The sequence below is a fragment of the Micromonospora sp. ATA51 genome (genome assembly GCF_016802855.1).
Taxonomy (GTDB): Bacteria; Actinomycetota; Actinomycetes; order Mycobacteriales; family Micromonosporaceae; genus Micromonospora; species Micromonospora sicca.
Genome location: NZ_JAEVHJ010000151.1, coordinates 1 through 14,946 on the forward strand (window position 1 = coordinate 1; position 14,946 = coordinate 14,946).

General features: G+C 75.4%; 14 protein-coding genes and 4 pseudogenes. 13 read left to right on the forward strand and 5 right to left on the reverse strand.

From position 1 onward, the window contains the following. From JNW87_RS21950 to JNW87_RS22005, 12 genes and pseudogenes are all read left to right on the forward strand, one after another. Window positions 1–1,787, forward strand: a pseudogene (locus JNW87_RS21950) (hypothetical protein); the annotation flags it as partial. After that, on the forward strand, window positions 1,772–2,311 hold the full coding sequence (locus JNW87_RS21955) for a hypothetical protein (RefSeq protein WP_238454317.1): 540 nt from the start codon (window positions 1,772–1,774) through the stop codon (window positions 2,309–2,311). The pseudogene JNW87_RS21950 and the gene JNW87_RS21955, both read left to right, overlap by 16 nt. Further along, window positions 2,308–3,252, forward strand: a complete 945-nt coding sequence (locus JNW87_RS21960; RefSeq protein ID WP_238454318.1) for a hypothetical protein — start codon at window positions 2,308–2,310, stop codon at window positions 3,250–3,252. The genes JNW87_RS21955 and JNW87_RS21960 overlap by 4 nt, the downstream gene beginning before the upstream one ends. Next, window positions 3,147–3,923 carry a hypothetical protein gene (locus JNW87_RS21965; RefSeq protein WP_238454319.1) on the forward strand — a complete coding sequence of 259 codons (777 nt, stop codon included), beginning with the start codon at window positions 3,147–3,149 and terminating at the stop codon, window positions 3,921–3,923. The genes JNW87_RS21960 and JNW87_RS21965 overlap by 106 nt, the downstream gene beginning before the upstream one ends. After that, window positions 3,920–4,147 carry a hypothetical protein gene (locus tag JNW87_RS21970; RefSeq protein ID WP_238454320.1) on the forward strand — a complete coding sequence of 76 codons (228 nt, stop codon included), beginning with the start codon at window positions 3,920–3,922 and terminating at the stop codon, window positions 4,145–4,147. Before JNW87_RS21965 ends, JNW87_RS21970 begins: the two co-directional genes overlap by 4 nt. A 38-nt stretch (window positions 4,148–4,185) precedes the next feature. Continuing rightward, a complete protein-coding gene (locus tag JNW87_RS21975; protein WP_238454321.1) occupies window positions 4,186–4,623 on the forward strand; it encodes a hypothetical protein in 438 nt (145 codons plus the stop codon). Beyond that, on the forward strand, window positions 4,544–5,029 hold the full coding sequence (locus JNW87_RS21980; RefSeq protein WP_238454322.1) for a hypothetical protein: 486 nt from the start codon (window positions 4,544–4,546) through the stop codon (window positions 5,027–5,029). The genes JNW87_RS21975 and JNW87_RS21980 overlap by 80 nt, the downstream gene beginning before the upstream one ends. Before the next feature lie 67 nt (window positions 5,030–5,096). Continuing rightward, the gene (locus JNW87_RS21985; RefSeq protein ID WP_238454323.1) at window positions 5,097–5,981 is read left to right on the forward strand and encodes a hypothetical protein; all 885 of its coding nucleotides are present in this window, start codon (window positions 5,097–5,099) and stop codon (window positions 5,979–5,981) included. Beyond that, complete coding sequence (locus JNW87_RS21990; RefSeq protein ID WP_238454324.1) at window positions 5,978–6,805, forward strand: hypothetical protein; 828 nt, start codon at window positions 5,978–5,980, stop codon at window positions 6,803–6,805. Before JNW87_RS21985 ends, JNW87_RS21990 begins: the two co-directional genes overlap by 4 nt. Next, entirely contained in the window at window positions 6,730–7,503 is a 774-nt protein-coding gene (locus JNW87_RS21995) for a hypothetical protein (RefSeq protein WP_238454325.1), read from the forward strand. Before JNW87_RS21990 ends, JNW87_RS21995 begins: the two co-directional genes overlap by 76 nt. 557 nt (window positions 7,504–8,060) lie before the next feature. Further along, the gene (locus tag JNW87_RS40805; protein WP_109799902.1) at window positions 8,061–8,918 is read left to right on the forward strand and encodes a peptidoglycan-binding protein; all 858 of its coding nucleotides are present in this window, start codon (window positions 8,061–8,063) and stop codon (window positions 8,916–8,918) included. A 17-nt stretch (window positions 8,919–8,935) separates the two neighbouring features. Then, window positions 8,936–10,447, forward strand: a complete 1,512-nt coding sequence (locus JNW87_RS22005) for a hypothetical protein (protein WP_146230963.1) — start codon at window positions 8,936–8,938, stop codon at window positions 10,445–10,447. A 5-nt stretch (window positions 10,448–10,452) separates the two neighbouring features. On the opposite strand, the gene JNW87_RS22010 is transcribed toward JNW87_RS22005, so the two are convergent. From JNW87_RS22010 to JNW87_RS22030, 5 genes and pseudogenes are all read right to left on the reverse strand, one after another. After that, entirely contained in the window at window positions 10,453–11,244 is a 792-nt protein-coding gene (locus JNW87_RS22010; protein WP_238454328.1) for a hypothetical protein, read from the reverse strand. Further along, window positions 11,201–11,623, reverse strand: a pseudogene (locus tag JNW87_RS22015) (metallophosphoesterase); the annotation flags it as partial. The gene JNW87_RS22010 and the pseudogene JNW87_RS22015, both read right to left, overlap by 44 nt. 9 nt (window positions 11,624–11,632) lie before the next feature. Beyond that, the gene (locus JNW87_RS22020; protein ID WP_109802674.1) at window positions 11,633–11,878 is read right to left on the reverse strand and encodes a MoaD/ThiS family protein; all 246 of its coding nucleotides are present in this window, start codon (window positions 11,876–11,878) and stop codon (window positions 11,633–11,635) included. A gap of 3 nt (window positions 11,879–11,881) precedes the next feature. Then, window positions 11,882–12,895, reverse strand: coding sequence for a GTP 3',8-cyclase MoaA (moaA, locus tag JNW87_RS22025; RefSeq protein WP_238454326.1), 1,014 nt, complete (start codon window positions 12,893–12,895; stop codon window positions 11,882–11,884). Further along, window positions 12,892–13,805, reverse strand: a pseudogene (locus JNW87_RS22030) (fructosamine kinase family protein). Before JNW87_RS22030 ends, moaA begins: the two are co-directional and overlap by 4 nt. Window positions 13,806–13,967: 162 nt before the next feature. Here JNW87_RS22030 and JNW87_RS22035 point away from each other — a divergent pair. Beyond that, window positions 13,968–14,795, forward strand: a pseudogene (locus tag JNW87_RS22035) (DUF4192 domain-containing protein); the annotation flags it as partial. Between the last annotated feature and the right edge of the window lie 151 nt (window positions 14,796–14,946).

Sequence of the window (14,946 nt, forward strand, 5' to 3'; positions counted from 1 at the left end):
CGACGCCTCCCCAGCTGGTGGACCGGCCCGCCGACGTGCCGCCGGAGGTGGCCCCGCCCAAGCTCCCGGTCGCCCCGGCCGAGGCGGGCCACGTGCACGCGCCCTCACCGGCCCAGGCGGTCACCGCGGCGGTGCTGCGCAGCGCCTGGCGGTCGCACGGCGGCGACGACGCCCTCGCCGTCGAGCTCTCCTCCCGCCGGGTCCGCCTCGCCGAGCAACTGCTCGACGGGGTCCGGGCCGGGCAGAGCCTCGGCGCGCTGCTCGGTTACCGCTTCGAGCGCGGCCTGCACGACCACCCGGCCGGCCCGTGGGATCAGCACCTGCCGCTGTTCCGTGGGCTGGCCCCGGTCCGCGCGCACCGGGTCGACCCGCGCGAGGACGGCACCGCCACGGTCACCGCCACCGTCGAGTCGACGGCCGGGGTGGACGGCCTGGAGCTGCACCGGCTGCATCGGGCCGGTGCGCTCGACGCCCGGCTCGCCGCCCTGCCGGCGACCGCCCGCGCCGCCGTCGGGCAGGTGCTCGCCGACCTGGCCGAGGCCACCGACGCGGTGGCCGACACGCTGCTCGCCGAGAGCGTGCACCAGCTGGCGCTGGGCGACCTGAACCGGGCGGCGGCGGCCGTCGACGCCGCCTCCGGCGCGGCCACCAACCCGCCGGAGCTGCACGTCACCCGCACCCCGGTCACCGGAGCGACGGTCACCCACCGGGTGCTGCTGGTGGTGAACGTCGACGACCGGTTCGCCCGGCTGCGCCAGGACTGGCCGGCCGCCCGCGGCCACCACCCGCGCATCGCCGGGGCCGCCGCGGACGCCCTCACCGCGGTGCTGCTGCCGCCGTCCTGGCGGGTGTTCTGGCGGCTGCGCTGGCACGCCCCGGACGGGGTCACCGCCACGCCGTGGCAGCCGGCGAGCCTGGACCGGATGCAGAGCGCGGCGATCGACCTGCTGGCCGCGCCGCCGCACCCCGGCCGCCCGGACGACGCCGAGTTGGACCGGCGGATCGCCCTGGACGCCTGGGGACCGCTGCGCCCGGCCGGTGTCGGTCCGGACTGGACGCTGCAGCTGGACTACGACCGGGACCCGGGCTGGCCGGCCGAGCGGATCAGCCTCGCCGAGTTCCTGCACGCGGTGAACGTGCTGCGCGACCTGTACGGCCGGTCCCGCCCGGTGGTCGCCGCCGACCTCGGCCCCGACCCGGACGTACCGCCGCAGGTCGACGAGAGCGCCAAGGCGCAGGCCGACGAGACCTGGCAGACGACCCGGCAAACGCGCACCGCGCTGGCCGCGCTGCCCGAGCCCGACGCCGCCGGCTGGGACGAGGACGTCGCCCGGCAACTCCTCGACGCCGCCGCCGGCCTGGGCGTCGTCGGGGCCGTCCCGCCACCCCCACGTCCCGACGGCCCGCGGGCGGTCGCCGACACCCGCCGCCATCGCGCGGGGCGAACTGGACCGCCGGCTCGTCGCGCACTGCCGGGTGATCGCCGAGCTCCAGGACCGGACGCCGTGCCCGCCCGGGGCGTGCCGGTGCGACCCGGCCACCGATTTCGACCGGCCCGCGGCGCCGCCCGCGCGGCGGCGGGAGGCACAGATCGCCCGGATCCGGGCGCTGCTCGGCCCGGACATGCCGGTGCGTTCCCGCGGGCCACCGCGCCGCAGCCGGCGCAGCTGCCACCGCGCTGGCCGCCAGCGACGCGCTGCAGGGCGGCTCACCCCATCCGGTACGCCGGTGGCTGTCCCGCTACGGCCGGGTCCGCCCCGCCGTCGGCCGGTTGCAGGAGGTGCTGACCAGCGCCGACGCGCTGGGGGCCGGGGGTGTGGTGCAGCTGCCCCCCACCGTCCGGGTGGCACAGCTGCCGTACGCCCCGGGCGACCGCTGGGTCGGCGAGGCGCCGCCGAGCGCCGGCACCGAGCCGCTGTCGCTGGTGGTCGTCGCACCCGGCGGGATCGACCCGACCCGCCCGGTGCAGGGCGTGGTGGTGGACGAGTGGACCGAGGTGGTGCCCGCCGGGCGGGCGCAGACCGGTCTCACCTTCGAGTACGACGCCCCGGGCGCCGCCGCGCCGCAGGCGGTGCTGCTGGGTCTCGCGCCGGAGGGGGCGGCGAGCTGGCAACCCGGCAGCCTCGCCCAGGTGCTGGAGGAGGCGCTGGACCTGGCCGTGGCCCGGGCCGTCGACGTCGACTCCGTCGGCGCCGCCGGGCAGTTCCTGCCCGCCCTCTACTTCCCGACCAACGTCAACGAGAGCACCACCACCACGGACTTCGTGCCGGACGCGACGCTGACGCCGCAGGGCGGCAAGGAGGGGCTGTGACCACCGTCGAAGAGAAACTGACCGCCACCGACACCCCGTCGGTCACCACCTGGACCCGGCTGGAGCCGCGGACCCGTCGGGCCAACCTCGCGCCGGCGGTGGACGCCCGGGTCGCCGACCCGCTGTGGCTGCTGGCCCGGCAGTGGCAGCTCGGCGAGTTCACCGGGGAGGACGCCGGCTCGCCGGTGAGCGCCCGGGTGCACGCGCGGGCGGCCCGGTTCACCCGCTACCAGCCCGGCCCGTACGCCGGGGCGGTGCGGCTGCCCACCGGCGTGCCGTGGGAGGCGGTGGTGGAACGCGAACCGGCGGCCACGGCTGGTGACCTGCGCTTCGCCGTGGAGAGCGGCCAGCAGCTGCTGCGGCTGCTCGCCGCGGCCGGGGCCGGTGAGCTGGCCCCGCGGCTGTGCGACCGGTACCCGGTGCCGGCCACCCCGCCGGACGCCGCCTCGGCGGCCGACCCGGAGACCGTCGGCTACCTGCGCATCGCCGCCGGCCGGGTGCCGCACGGGGACCTGGCGCTGCGCGCCTGCGCGGAGGGCCGGTTCGTCACCGAGGCGCAGGTGCCCGCGGCCCTGCTGACCGCGGTCAACGGGGCGATCACCGAGTGGCTGACCTGGCTGGGCGTCCCGCCCCGGCCGCCGGCCCACCGCCGGGCTACCTCCTGCAACTGCCGGCGGTGCTGGCGCCCGGCGCGTCCCGGCCCGCCGCGCCGCCGTGGCCGCCGGCCGACTTCACCCCGCTGTTCAGCACCCCCGGCCTGGAGGGGTCGGCGTGGCGGCGGGAGCGGATGGAGCACGACTTCGCCGTCGGCGCGCACGACGGCGAGGACGAGCTGGTGCTCACCGCCCACGAGTACGACGGTGACCGGCTGGACTGGTACCACTTCGACCACGAGCCGGGCAGCACGCTGGAGGCCCGGGCGGGGTTCGAGGACGTGGTGAAGGTGCTGCTGCCCACCCCGGTCGCGTACGCCGGCATGCCGTCCACCCGGTTCTGGGAGCTGGAGGACTCCCGGGTCAACCTGGCGGGCATCGGGGCCGGTGTCGGCGACCTGGCCCGGATGTTCCTGGTCGAGTACGGCCTGGTCTACGCCAACGATCACTTCCTGGTGCCGTTGGAGCTGCCGGTCGGCTCGGCCACCCGGATCCGCTCGCTGATCGTCACCGACACGTTCGGCGTACAGACGGTGGTGCCGGCCGCGGCGGAGAGCACCGCCCTGTTCCGGCCCGCCGGCGCGGTCGTCGGCGGCCGGGCCGACGTGCTGGTGCTGCCGGCCACCGCCGCCGTCACCCTGGACTCGGCCCCGGTGGAGGAGGTCCGCCTCGGCCGCGACGAGACGGCCAACCTGGCCTGGGCGGTGGAGCGCACCGTGACCGGCGCGACCGGCCGCCCCATCGACCGGAACGCCCAGGTCGGCCGGGCGGCGGTGCCGGACCGCCCGCCGGTCCCCACCGACGCCGACGTACCCGACCTGTCGTACGCGTTCGCCACCACGGTCCCGGAGAACTGGGTGCCGCTGCTGCCCGGGCCGACGGAGGACGGCCGGACGTGGTGCGGCTGCGCCGGGTGCCGTTGCAGCAGCCGTCCCGCGACGGGGAGCCGGTCGCGGTGACCGGGCACAGCCGGCTGCTCGACTGGCGGGAACGGGACGGGCGGCTGGTGGAGCTGGCCTTCCCCGAGGAGGAGGTGCCGCGGGCCGGGAGCCGGGTGCTGCGCCGGTGGCAGCTCGCCCGCTGGGCCGACGGCTCGGTGCACCTCTGGCTCGGCCGCAGCCGGCAGGTCGGCGCGGGCGAGCTCTCCAGCGGCCTGCGCTACGACACCGTCCAACCGCGCTGACCATCCACCCGCGCCCGACACGATCAGCGGAGACCCTGATGACGATCACCTGGAAGAGGAACCTGCCGTTGCCGATGGCGCGGCCCCGGTACTACGACTACGAGTACCTGCGCGCCGACGACCTGACCCAGGCGCTGGACTATCTGCTGGCCCGGCAGAACCTGGCCGCCCGGCTGCTGCGCCCGACGGGTGTGGTGAGCGGCCTGGAGCTGACCCCGACCGGCAGCGACGTGACGGTCGGGCAGGGCGTGGCGATCGACGGCGACGGCCTGGTCGTCGTGCTGCCGGAGAGCCGGCGGACCACGCTGCCCGGGGACGGCACGTTCGTCGTCTGGGTGGAGTACCACGAGTACCTGTCCGACCCGCGCGACGAGGGCGGCTGGCCGCGGAGACCCGGTGGACCGAGGAGGGCCTGGTCAAGGTCAGCGCCACCCCGCCCACCGACCCCGCGCACGCGGTGGTGCTGGGCAAGGTGACCCGGGCCGGCGGCACGGTGACGGTGCAGCCCACCGGGCGGCAGGTCGCCGGGCTGCGGGTGCCGGTCGGCGCGATCGTGCCGGCCGTCGGCGCGGTCCGCAGGCCGGCATCACCTTCCCCACCGACCCGGGCGGCGGCTCCGGCGACGAGGCGTACATCCGGTACTGGCCGTACGGCGGGGAGAACACGATCCTGCGGATCGCCAACAACAACGACCCCGACGACCTCATCGCGTTCACCCAGTACGGCGCGGACCGGCTGCGCATCGGGGGCGGCATGCTGCACCTGGGCAGCATGGAGGGCGCGGCGGTGACCGCCGGGCAGGTGGTCACCGCGCTCGGCTTCTGGGGACCGGGCGTGCAGCACGCGCAGCTGTCCTTCCGCGCGGCCGGGGATTCGAGCTGATCGACCGCAGCGCCGACGGCCGGCGCTGGGCTACACCGAGGGCAGCAAGCCGTACGCCGACCTGGCGGTGAAGGAGCTGCGGGCGGCGAGCCTGCGCGGACGCGGCGGGCTGTCGCTGACCGCGGAGGGCGCCTACTCCGTCCGGGCCACCGGCGGGGTGACGGTGGTCAAGGACGCCACCGGCAACGGCGACCTGAGCGTGCAGGGCAACATGTCGGTGGCCGGGCACCTGACGCTGCCGAACTGGAGCTGGATCAACGGCGGCACCCGGCTGCACATCGGCGGCCCGGAGCGGCTGCACCTGCTCAACGCCGCCGGCGTGTACGTCGGCTTCGGCGGCGTCGCCGGCGCGGACAGCGGCAGCCTCTTCGTGGAGAACCGAAGCTCGTTCGGTGGCGACATGAGGGTGACCGGCAAGATGGTGGTCGGCCCGGCGACGCCCCCCCTGGCCTCCTGGAGCGGCGGCGGCATCAGCACCTTCGACCTGTTCGCCTCGGGCGCCATCTACCTCGGCGCCAGCGAGTCCAGTGGCTACACCATCAGCCTGAACGCCGGCAGCGGCGTGATCAAGGGCAAGTCGAAGCAGTTCGCCATCGACCACCCGCTGGACGCCCCGGACGCCACCGAGCGCCGGCAGCTCATCCACGCCGCGCTGGAGGGACCGGAGAACGGCGTCTACTACCGGGGCGAGGGGCGCCTCGAGGGCGGCGCCGCGACGGTCGAGCTGCCCGCGTACTTCGAGGCGCTGACCCGGCAGGACGGGCGCACCGTCCAGCTCACCCCGGTCTTCGACGACGACGAGCCGGTGTCCGCGCTGGCCGCGGGCCGGGTCCGGGACGGGGCGTTCCGGGTCCGCACGGTGGACGGTTCCCCGGCCTCGCACGCCTTCTACTGGGAGGTCAAGGCCGTCCGCGCCGACCTGGAACCGCTGGCCGTGGAGGTTCCGGCATGATGCCCACCGGTTGGTGCCCGGGTACCCGACCGGTGCCCGGCATGCTCGCCACGTACCCGCGGACGAGCTGCGTACGGATCTTCTTCGGACCGGGCGACGGGCTGCCCCCGACCGCCTGGAGCGACCAGCGGCAGCGGCTGGCGCAGGTGCCGGCGGACGCCGACGTGATCGTCTCCCACAAGGACCCGGAGGTGGACGCCGCCGCGTTCGTGGCCGCCTGGCAGGCGACCGGGCGGACCGGGCGGCTCATCCTGGTCCCGCACCACGAGCCGGAGCAGCAGGCCGGCGGCGACCCCACCCCGGCGGCCTTCCGCCGGTCCTGGACCCGCACCCGGAGCCAGGTCGGCGACCACCCCGCCCGGCACGACGGCCGGTTGCGGCTCGCGGTCTGCTGGACCCTGCAGTGGGTACGCCGGGTCGACGCCGCCGGGCGGCGGGTCAACGACTGGCGTACCTGGTGGCCGGAGCACGAGTCGGACGCGGTCGACCTGGTCCTCGCCGACTGGTACCCCTACGACCCGAAGGCCCGCAATCCGTTCCGCCCGGCCGGCTACGAGGACCCGGCCGCCGCTCTGGCGATCATGGTGGAGCTCTCCGCCGCGGCGGGCAGGCCGTGGGGCATCGCCGAGATCAACCATCCACGGATCACCCGGGCCGGCGACTTTCCGGCGGACCTGGATCCCGACGGCAGCGCTGCGCGGACTGGTACCGGCGGATGCACGCCTGGGCGAAGGCGAACGGGTGCCAGGTGTGGTCGCACTACCACCGCGACGAGGGCGACCTCACCGACCGGACGGTGGAGCAGCAGGCGCTGCGGGAGCTGATCGCGCAGGAGGCCACCGCGCCCCGCCGGCTCGCCCCGGCGCTGGAGACGCTGCGCGGCGAGATCGCCCGGCGCTGGCCGGGCGCCGACCGGACGGTCGTCGACGCCACCCACCACGTCGACCACCGGCCCAACACCCGCGGCAGCGTCGACGCGATCGACGTGAACGTCACCGGGGTCGACACGGACGTGCTCCTCACCGCGTTCCAACGCCACCCCGCCGCCGCGCTGTGGATCCACGCGGGCACGGCCGCCCGGGCCGACGACGGCTGGACCCGGCGGGCGTACGCCGGCACCGATCCCGGGGCGGGACGGCTGCACCTGGGCATCCGGCCGGCCGAGGCGGCGGAGCGGGACCCGCGGCCCTGGGGACTGACGGAGGAGAGCGGGATGGACGCGAAACAGCTTCTCGCACTGCTGAACGACCCGGCGGTGGCCAGGCAGCTGCGGGCCCTGCCGTGGCAGTACATCGGCGGCGGCATCCCGCGCGGCATGTCCACCCTCGGGGTGCTCAACGAACTGGTGGTCACGGTCCGCGCGATCGGCGAGGTCGTCGCCAAGCAGAGCGCCGACCCGGCGGCCGTACGGGCGCTGCTGCCGGCGCAGCGCGCGGACGCCGAGGTCATGGCCGCGCCGACGAACGGGTCCGGCGGGGCGGTCGACCTGGACGCCCTCGCGACGCGGTCGCGGCGCGGGTGATCGCGGCGCTGCCCCCGGACCCCGCCGGGCTGTCCCGGGCGGACCTGACGGCGGCCCTGCGGGACGCGCTGACCGGCCTGCCGGGCTGACCGGCCTGCCGGGCTGACCGGCCTGCCGGGCTGACCGGCCGACCCGAACCGGTGGGCTGATCGTCCGATCAGCCGGGCGGATCGCCGGCCGGTGGAACGCCCGAGGTCCACCGATCCGCCGGGCGATCCCGCCGGTCGGCGAACGGGCTTCTCGATCGGCGGCGCGCGGCGGCCGGTCGGGTCGCCGCGCCGCCGATAGCCGACTCATCCCTTGCCGCCGTGAGCTGCGGTTTCGACAGTGGACGCAGGTACCCCGCCGCGTACCGCCGCCAGGCGCGAGGACGCGGCACGCCGGCGCGGACGCCGCCGCGAGGCGCCGGCCCGAGCAGAGACCGGAGGCGACGGTGATGGACACCGCCAGCGTCGACAGTGACTACCAGGTGACCGTCTTCGAGGAGGACGACGACCCGGAGGCCCTCATCGGAGACGCGGTCGAGTACGACCTTTCCACGGACGAGGAGCAGTGACGTGAGCGTGCACCTGGCACCCACCCTGCGGGTGCTGCGCGAGGAGATCAACACCCGGTGGCCGCACCGGGACCGCAGCTCGGACGGCTGGATCGGCGACGCCGACCACCAGGCCCGCCGGTCGGACCACAACCCGGACGGCGACGACCGCTCGGTCAACGCGATCGACGTGGACGTCGACGGCATCGACCCGCTGCTCGTGGTCCGGCACTGCATCGGCCACCCGTCCTGCCAGTACGTCATCTACAACCGGGTGATCTGGAGCCGCACCCGCGGCTTCACGGCCGCCCGCTACAGCGGCGCCAACCCGCACAACAAGCACCTGCACGTCAGCGTCAGCCACCAGCGTTCGCTGGAGGACAGCCAGCGGCCGTGGGGCATCGCCGCGTCACCGGCCACCCGGCTGGGCGACCGGGTGCTGCGGGACCGCTGCCGGGGCAGCGACGTGCGGGAGCTGCAGACCCTGGCCAACCGGCTCGGCGCGCGCCTCACCGTCGACGGGGACTTCGGCCCCCGCACCGCCGCCTGGGTACGGGCGTTCCAGAAGTCCCGGGCGCTGGCGGCCGACGCGGTCGTCGGCCCGGCCACCCTCGCCGCGCTGCGGCAGGCCACCAAGCCTCCGGCGCCGCCCACCGGCCAGGTGCCGGGCTGCCGGACCGTCCGGCGGGGCAGCAGCGGCGCGGACGTGGCGTTCGTCAAGCGGTTCGTCGGCGCGCGCCGCTGCGGCCCGCCGGGCACCGAGTTCGACGAGCTCACCGAGGCGGGCGTCCGCTGGTACCAGCGGATGCGCGGCCTCACCGACGACGGCGTCGTCGGCCGGCTCACCTGGACGCAGATGGGCGTCCGGGTCACCTACTGAGGTACGGGAGAGTTCTCATGAGGGTGTCCTTTCGGCCGTCCCGGGACGGCTTCGCCTTCCGCAACGCCTTCGTCAACCACATCAAGATCGCCGGCTTGCCGATCACCGACACCAGGGGCCGCTGCGGCGGGATGGCCTTCGCGGCGCTGGACCACTGGCACCACCGGCTGCCGGTCCCCGGCGCCAGCGCCCTGCCGCCGGACGGCAACCCCGTCGCCGACTACGTCTACGACCGGCTGATCACCAGCATCGTCGACAACTGGCCGATGTACTTCCAGTTCATGCGGACGCCGGACCACCCGACCACGCTCAACGGGATCGGCGTGGCCCGGATGACCCGGGAGGAGCAGCTCCCGCAGCTCAAGCAGCTCCTCGACCAGGGGTTGCCGCAGCCGCTCGGCCTGGTGCAGTCCCGCGACCCGGGCGCGTTCGGCAACGACCACCAGGTGGTGGCGTACGGCTACGAGCAGGACGACGCGCGGACCCGGGTGTTCATCTGGGACAACCGGTACCCGGGCCGGGAGCACACGCTGGAGTTCAAGACCGCGTACGACCCGGCGGACCGGGCGGTGCGGGAGAGCAACGGCGACGAGTGGCGTGGCTTCTTCGTGGAGCGGTACGCGCCGCGGCTGCCCTGGTATCTCGCCGACGGGAAGCTGCTCAGCGACCGCTCCGACGCCCGCATCTACGTGGTGCACGGCGGGGCGAAGTTCTGGGTGACCAGCCCGCCGGAGTTCGACCGGCTCGGGCTGCGCTGGAACGAGGTGGTGGAGCTGCCGGACGGGTCGACGGGGTACGTCGCCGACGTGCCCGGGGACCACGTCCTGCTCCGGGAGATCGACCGCCCGGAGGTGTACGTCACCTACGGCGGGCACGGCTTCCACATCCCCGATCCGGACACCCTGGTCCGCCTCGGGTTCAGCTGGTCCGACGTCCGGGTGCTGCCGCGCGACTCGCTGCGGGCGCTGCGCCCGGTGCCGGTGGACGGCACGGTGCTGCGCGAGGAGCACCGGGATCCGGTCTACCTGGTGGTCGACGGGGTGCTGCGGCACGTGCCGGATCCGGTCACCTTCACCGCGCTCGGGCTGCGCTGGGACCGGGTCGGGGTGGTGCCGGACGACGCGCTGGCCGCCCTGCCGAAGGGTGCCCCGATGCCCGCCTCCCACCTGCCGACCTGGTCGGAGCGGTCGGCGGGGCAGCTGATCACCCGCGACCACGACGCGGTCGACTACCGGATCGAGGCCGGGGCGAAGCCGGCGGACGAGGTGGAGTTCGTGCTGAACCTGGGCACCGGCCTGACCTGGCGCAAGGAGCTGGGCCTGCACGCGAAGGACGGTGACTGGACCATCGCGGTGCAGGACGCCAAGCGCAGCGACGCCAACGGGCTGTACCGTTACCAGCTTCCCGACGGGCAGCTCCGGCTGCGCAAGGCGAAGCTGTTCGGCGCGGTCACCGGCGTGCTGGAGCTGAACGACCTGGACCGGCTGCCGGCCGGCGCCCGGGTCACCTTCACCTGGGTACGGGACTGACCCGGTCAGCTCTGGCGCAGGGCGGGCATCGGCACCGGGACGGACAGCGCGCTCGCCCCGGCGCCGGTCCCGCCCTCGCAGGTGTTCGGCGGCACCGTGCCGATGCCCCGCGTCGAGGGGCGTTCGGCCGCCCAGAACATGAACCCGAGCATGCCGGCGGTGGCGCCCGCGCCGTGCGGGGCGACGGTCTGCACGTACGGCGCGGCGGCACGCTGCACCGAGGTGGCGTAGTCGACGCACTCCGGCAGCGGCTTGCCGCCGTAGGCGATGTAGACGCCGCCGGTGAACTTGGCCGGGGCCAGCGGGGGCACGGGCGGGCTGTACTGCGGCTTGCCGTCGACGTGCTCCTGCCAGCTCGCCTGGGAGGTGCTGGCCGAAGCGGGCCGGGCGGACACCATGGCGTTGGCGTAGTCGAGGACCGGAACGTCGGTACGCAGCCAGTCCCCGGTCGCCTTCCGGTTGAGGTCGATCAGCCACCGGTCACCGGCGGCCACGTCGATCGTGAGCCGCGCCTCGGGCCGCGCGCCGCTGGCGTCGTACGGGTGGACGGCCCGGTAGGCGTCGATGAAGGACTGCAGGCCGGCGAGGTTCGGGCCGGTGTTCTGCTCGTAGTCGATCTCGATGCCGACGCCGAGCCGGCTGGCGACCGCGGCGGCCCGCTGGCCGAGCAGGGTGGCGTTCTCGGCGAGCGCGGCGTCCCAGTCGTCGGTGTAGGTGATGCCGCCGACGGAGAGCATCACCCGCACGCCGCGGGCGGTGAAGTAGTTGACGATCTCCGGGGTCATGCCGCGCGGCACGCCGTCGAGGGTGGTGGCGTCGGTGATCCCCGACCAGCGCGGGCTCCGGCGCGGCGGCGGTCGGCTCGGCGACCATCGCCCGGCGGCGCAGTACCAGCTTCCCCACCGCCATCGGCACTTCCAGCACCAGCAGCAGCACCAGCAGGTAGAACATCAGCGCCAGCCAGAGGTAGCCGGGCCAGGCCAGCCAGTACGCCCCGCCGCGGGTCCCCACCATGGTCGCCGGCACCAGCAGCGCCAGCACCAGCGCGGCGATGCCGCCGACCTTCCGCCAGCGGCCCGGGTCGGTGGTGTCCCGGACCAGCCGCTTCCAGAGATACAGGTGGATGAGGGCGGTGACGAGCACCGCGAAGCCCACGAAGGTCGCCATCGCCAGCACCGAGCCTCCTCAGCCGCCGGCGAACGGCGGCAGCACGTCGACCGTCGCCCCGGCCGGCAGCGGCACCCGACGATCATGGCAGGCGACGCCGTCGACCAGGAAACTCGCCACCCCCAGCACGGCGGCGAGCCGCTCGCCGTGTCGTTGCGCGAGCTCACCGACGAGTTCGTCGAGCGAGCGCCCGGCGGGAACGGTCTCCTCGGTGCGGCCGGCGGCGGCCCGCGCGCCAGCGAAGTAGCGGACGGTGAGCTCCACCGGTCAGCCTCCGATCGCCGACATCGGCCGGACGGGTTGCAGGAACGAGGGGTCATCGATGCCGTGCCCGGCGCGCTTGCCCCACATCGCGGTACGCCAGCGGGCCGCCAGCTCGGCGTCGTCCGCGCCGCCGCGCAGCGCCCCGCGCAGGTCCGACTCCTCGGTGGCGAAGAGGCAGGCGCGTACCTGACCGTCGGCGGTGAGCCGGGTGCGGTCGCAGTCGCCGCAGAACGGCCGGGTCACGCTGGCGATCACCCCGACCTTGGCCGGACCGCCGTCGACCAGCCAGGTCTCGGCCGGCGCGGCGCCACGCTCCGCCGGGTCGGCCGTCAGGGTGAACTCCCGGCCCAGCGCGGCCAGGATCTCATCGGCGGTGACCATCGTCGTCCGGTCCCAGCCGTGCTGGGCGTCGAGCGGCATCTGCTCGATGAAGCGCAGCTCGTAGCCGTGGTCGAGGGCGAAGCGCAGCAGCGCCGGCGCCCCGTCGTCGTTGACCCCGCGCATCAGCACCGAGTTGATCTTCACCGGGGTCAGCCCGGCCTCCGCCGCGCCGGCCAGCCCGGCGAGCACGTCGGCCAGCCGGTCCCGCCGGGTCAGCTCCGCGAAGCGGGCCCGGTCCAGGGTGTCCAGCGAGACGTTCACCCGGTCCAGCCCGGCGGCGCGCAGGCCCGCCGCCAGCCGCGCCAACCCGATGCCGTTGGTGGTGAGCGAGATCCGGGGCCGTGGTTCCAGCGCCGCCACGGCGGAGACGATGCCGACCAGCCCGGGGCGGATCAGCGGCTCGCCGCCGGTGAAGCGGACCTCGGTGACCCCGAGCCGCTGCACCGCGACCCGGACCAGCCGGACGATCTCCTCGTCGCTGAGCAGCTGCGGCCCGGCCAGCCAGGGCAGCCCCTCGGCCGGCATGCAGTACGTGCAGCGCAGGTTGCACTTGTCGGTCAGTGAGACGCGCAGGTCCCGCGCGACGCGGCCGTACCGGTCGACGAGGACGCCGGGGGACGTCGGGGCGGCGGTCACCTGTCGACGGTAGCGCGTCCGGCCCCCCGCAGCGCGGCTCGGGCGACGGTACCGACCGCATCCCGGTACGTGGCGCCGAACAGGGCGGTGTGCACCAGCAGCAGGTGGAGCTGGTGCAGTGGCACCCGCTCCCGCCACCCGTCGGCGAGCGGCCACGTCTCCTCGTAGGCGGCCCGGATCCGGTCCAGGTGGGGAGCCCCGCCGAAGAGCGCGAGCTGGGCGAGGTCGGTCTCCCGGTGCCCGCCGTGCGCGGCCGGGTCGACCAGCCAGACCCGGTCGTCGGCACCCCAGAGCAGGTTGCCCGGCCAGAGGTCGCCGTGGATCCGGGCCGGCGGCTCGTCGCCGCCGAGGTCGGCGATCCGCTCGACGACCTCCTCCACCAGACCGGTCTCCGACTGGCTCAGCGCCCGGTTGTCCACCGACCTGCGCAGGTAGGGCGCGAGCCGGCGGTGGGCGAACCAACTGGACCAGGGGCCCGGGTCCGGGGTGTTGTCCTGCGGGAGCGCGCCGATGAAGCCGGGCCACTCCGCCCCGAACGCGGGCGCCCCGGCCCGGTGCAGCGCGGCCAGCTCCCGGCCGAACCGCTCGGCCGCCTCCGGCGTCGGCTCGCCGGGGTCCACCCAGTCGAGCGCCAGCAGCTCCGGCAGCGCCACGATCACCTCCGGTACGGCCACCGCGCCGGCCTCGCGCAGCCAGCGCAGCCCGGCCGCTCGGCAGCAAAGAACCCCTCCGGCACCGGCCGTCCCGCCGTCTCCGGCCAGGTCTTGGCGAAGACCGAGTGGCCGTCGTCCAGGGTCAGCCGGGAGGCGGCGCAGATGTCACCCCCGGAGACCGGCGTCTCCCGGATCCGCTGGTGGGTCAGGAACGTCGGCAGGTGCTCCGGATGCGCCCGCAGGTACGCCAGGTCCATGAGCGCAAGGTAGCCGCTGCCACCGACGAAGGAGGGCCACGTCGCCCCGCCGATGCCCGCGAATCGCCGCCACCAGCGCCGATACTCTCCGTACCTGTGGACAACCGGCGTGTCGTCCACAGGGCCTGTCGGCCGGGCACCGGTCCGCCGCACGCTCCCGGCATGACACCGACCGACCGCCCCCGGCTCGCCGTCCGCTCACCCGCCGACCTCATCGCCGCCGTGCCGTACCTGCTCGGCTTCCACCCCGCCGACAGCGTGGTCGTGGTGGCGCTGCGCGGCCGGCGGGTCATCTTCGCCGCCCGGGGCGACCTGCCCGAGGCCGGGGCCGATCCCCGTCCGCCGGCCCGCCACCTGGCCGAGGTGATCGTCCGGCAGGGCACCGAGTCGGCCACGGTGATCGGCTACGGGCCGGCGCCCCGGGTGACCGGCGCGGTCGACGCGGTCGGCGAGGCGCTGGACGCGGCCGGGGTGATCGTCCTCGACGCGCTGCGGGTGACCGACGGGCGCTGGTGGTCGTACCTGTGCGCCGAACCCGACTGCTGCCCGCCGGACGGCACCCCGTACGACCCGGCGGCCAGCGAGGTCAGCGCCGCAGCCGTCTTCGCCGGTCAGGTCGCCCTCCCCGACCGGGCCGCGTTGACCGCGCAGGTGGCCCCGCTCGACGGGCCGGTCCGGGTGGCCATGCGCCGGGCCACCGCCCGGGCGCGGGGGCGGTTGGCGGCGCTGACCGAGGAGGCGGCGGAGACCGCGCTGGTCGGTGGCCGGTCGGTCCGGTCCGCCGGGGTGGCCGTGGTCCGCACCGCGTTCCGCCGGCACCGGCGGGGCGAGCGGCTGAGCGACGACGAGGTGGCCTGGCTGACCGTGCTCCTGACCCAGCTCCCGATACGCGACCACGCCTGGGAGCGGACCGACGGGCGGGACGGGGACATCGCCCTCTGGACCGACGTGCTGCGCCGGGCCGAGCCGGAGCTGATCGCCGCTCCGGGCAGCGTCTCTGATCAGCTAAGCGATCCTGGGATTGAGTTTCCGGGATCGTTTCCCATCGTGGTGGGGATGCATGGGCGTGGAGGTGGAATCCCGCGCCCAGGGCGGCCCCTCGCGGCCGGTGGCCGGTGGTGGGTGTGCTGATCGCGTTCAC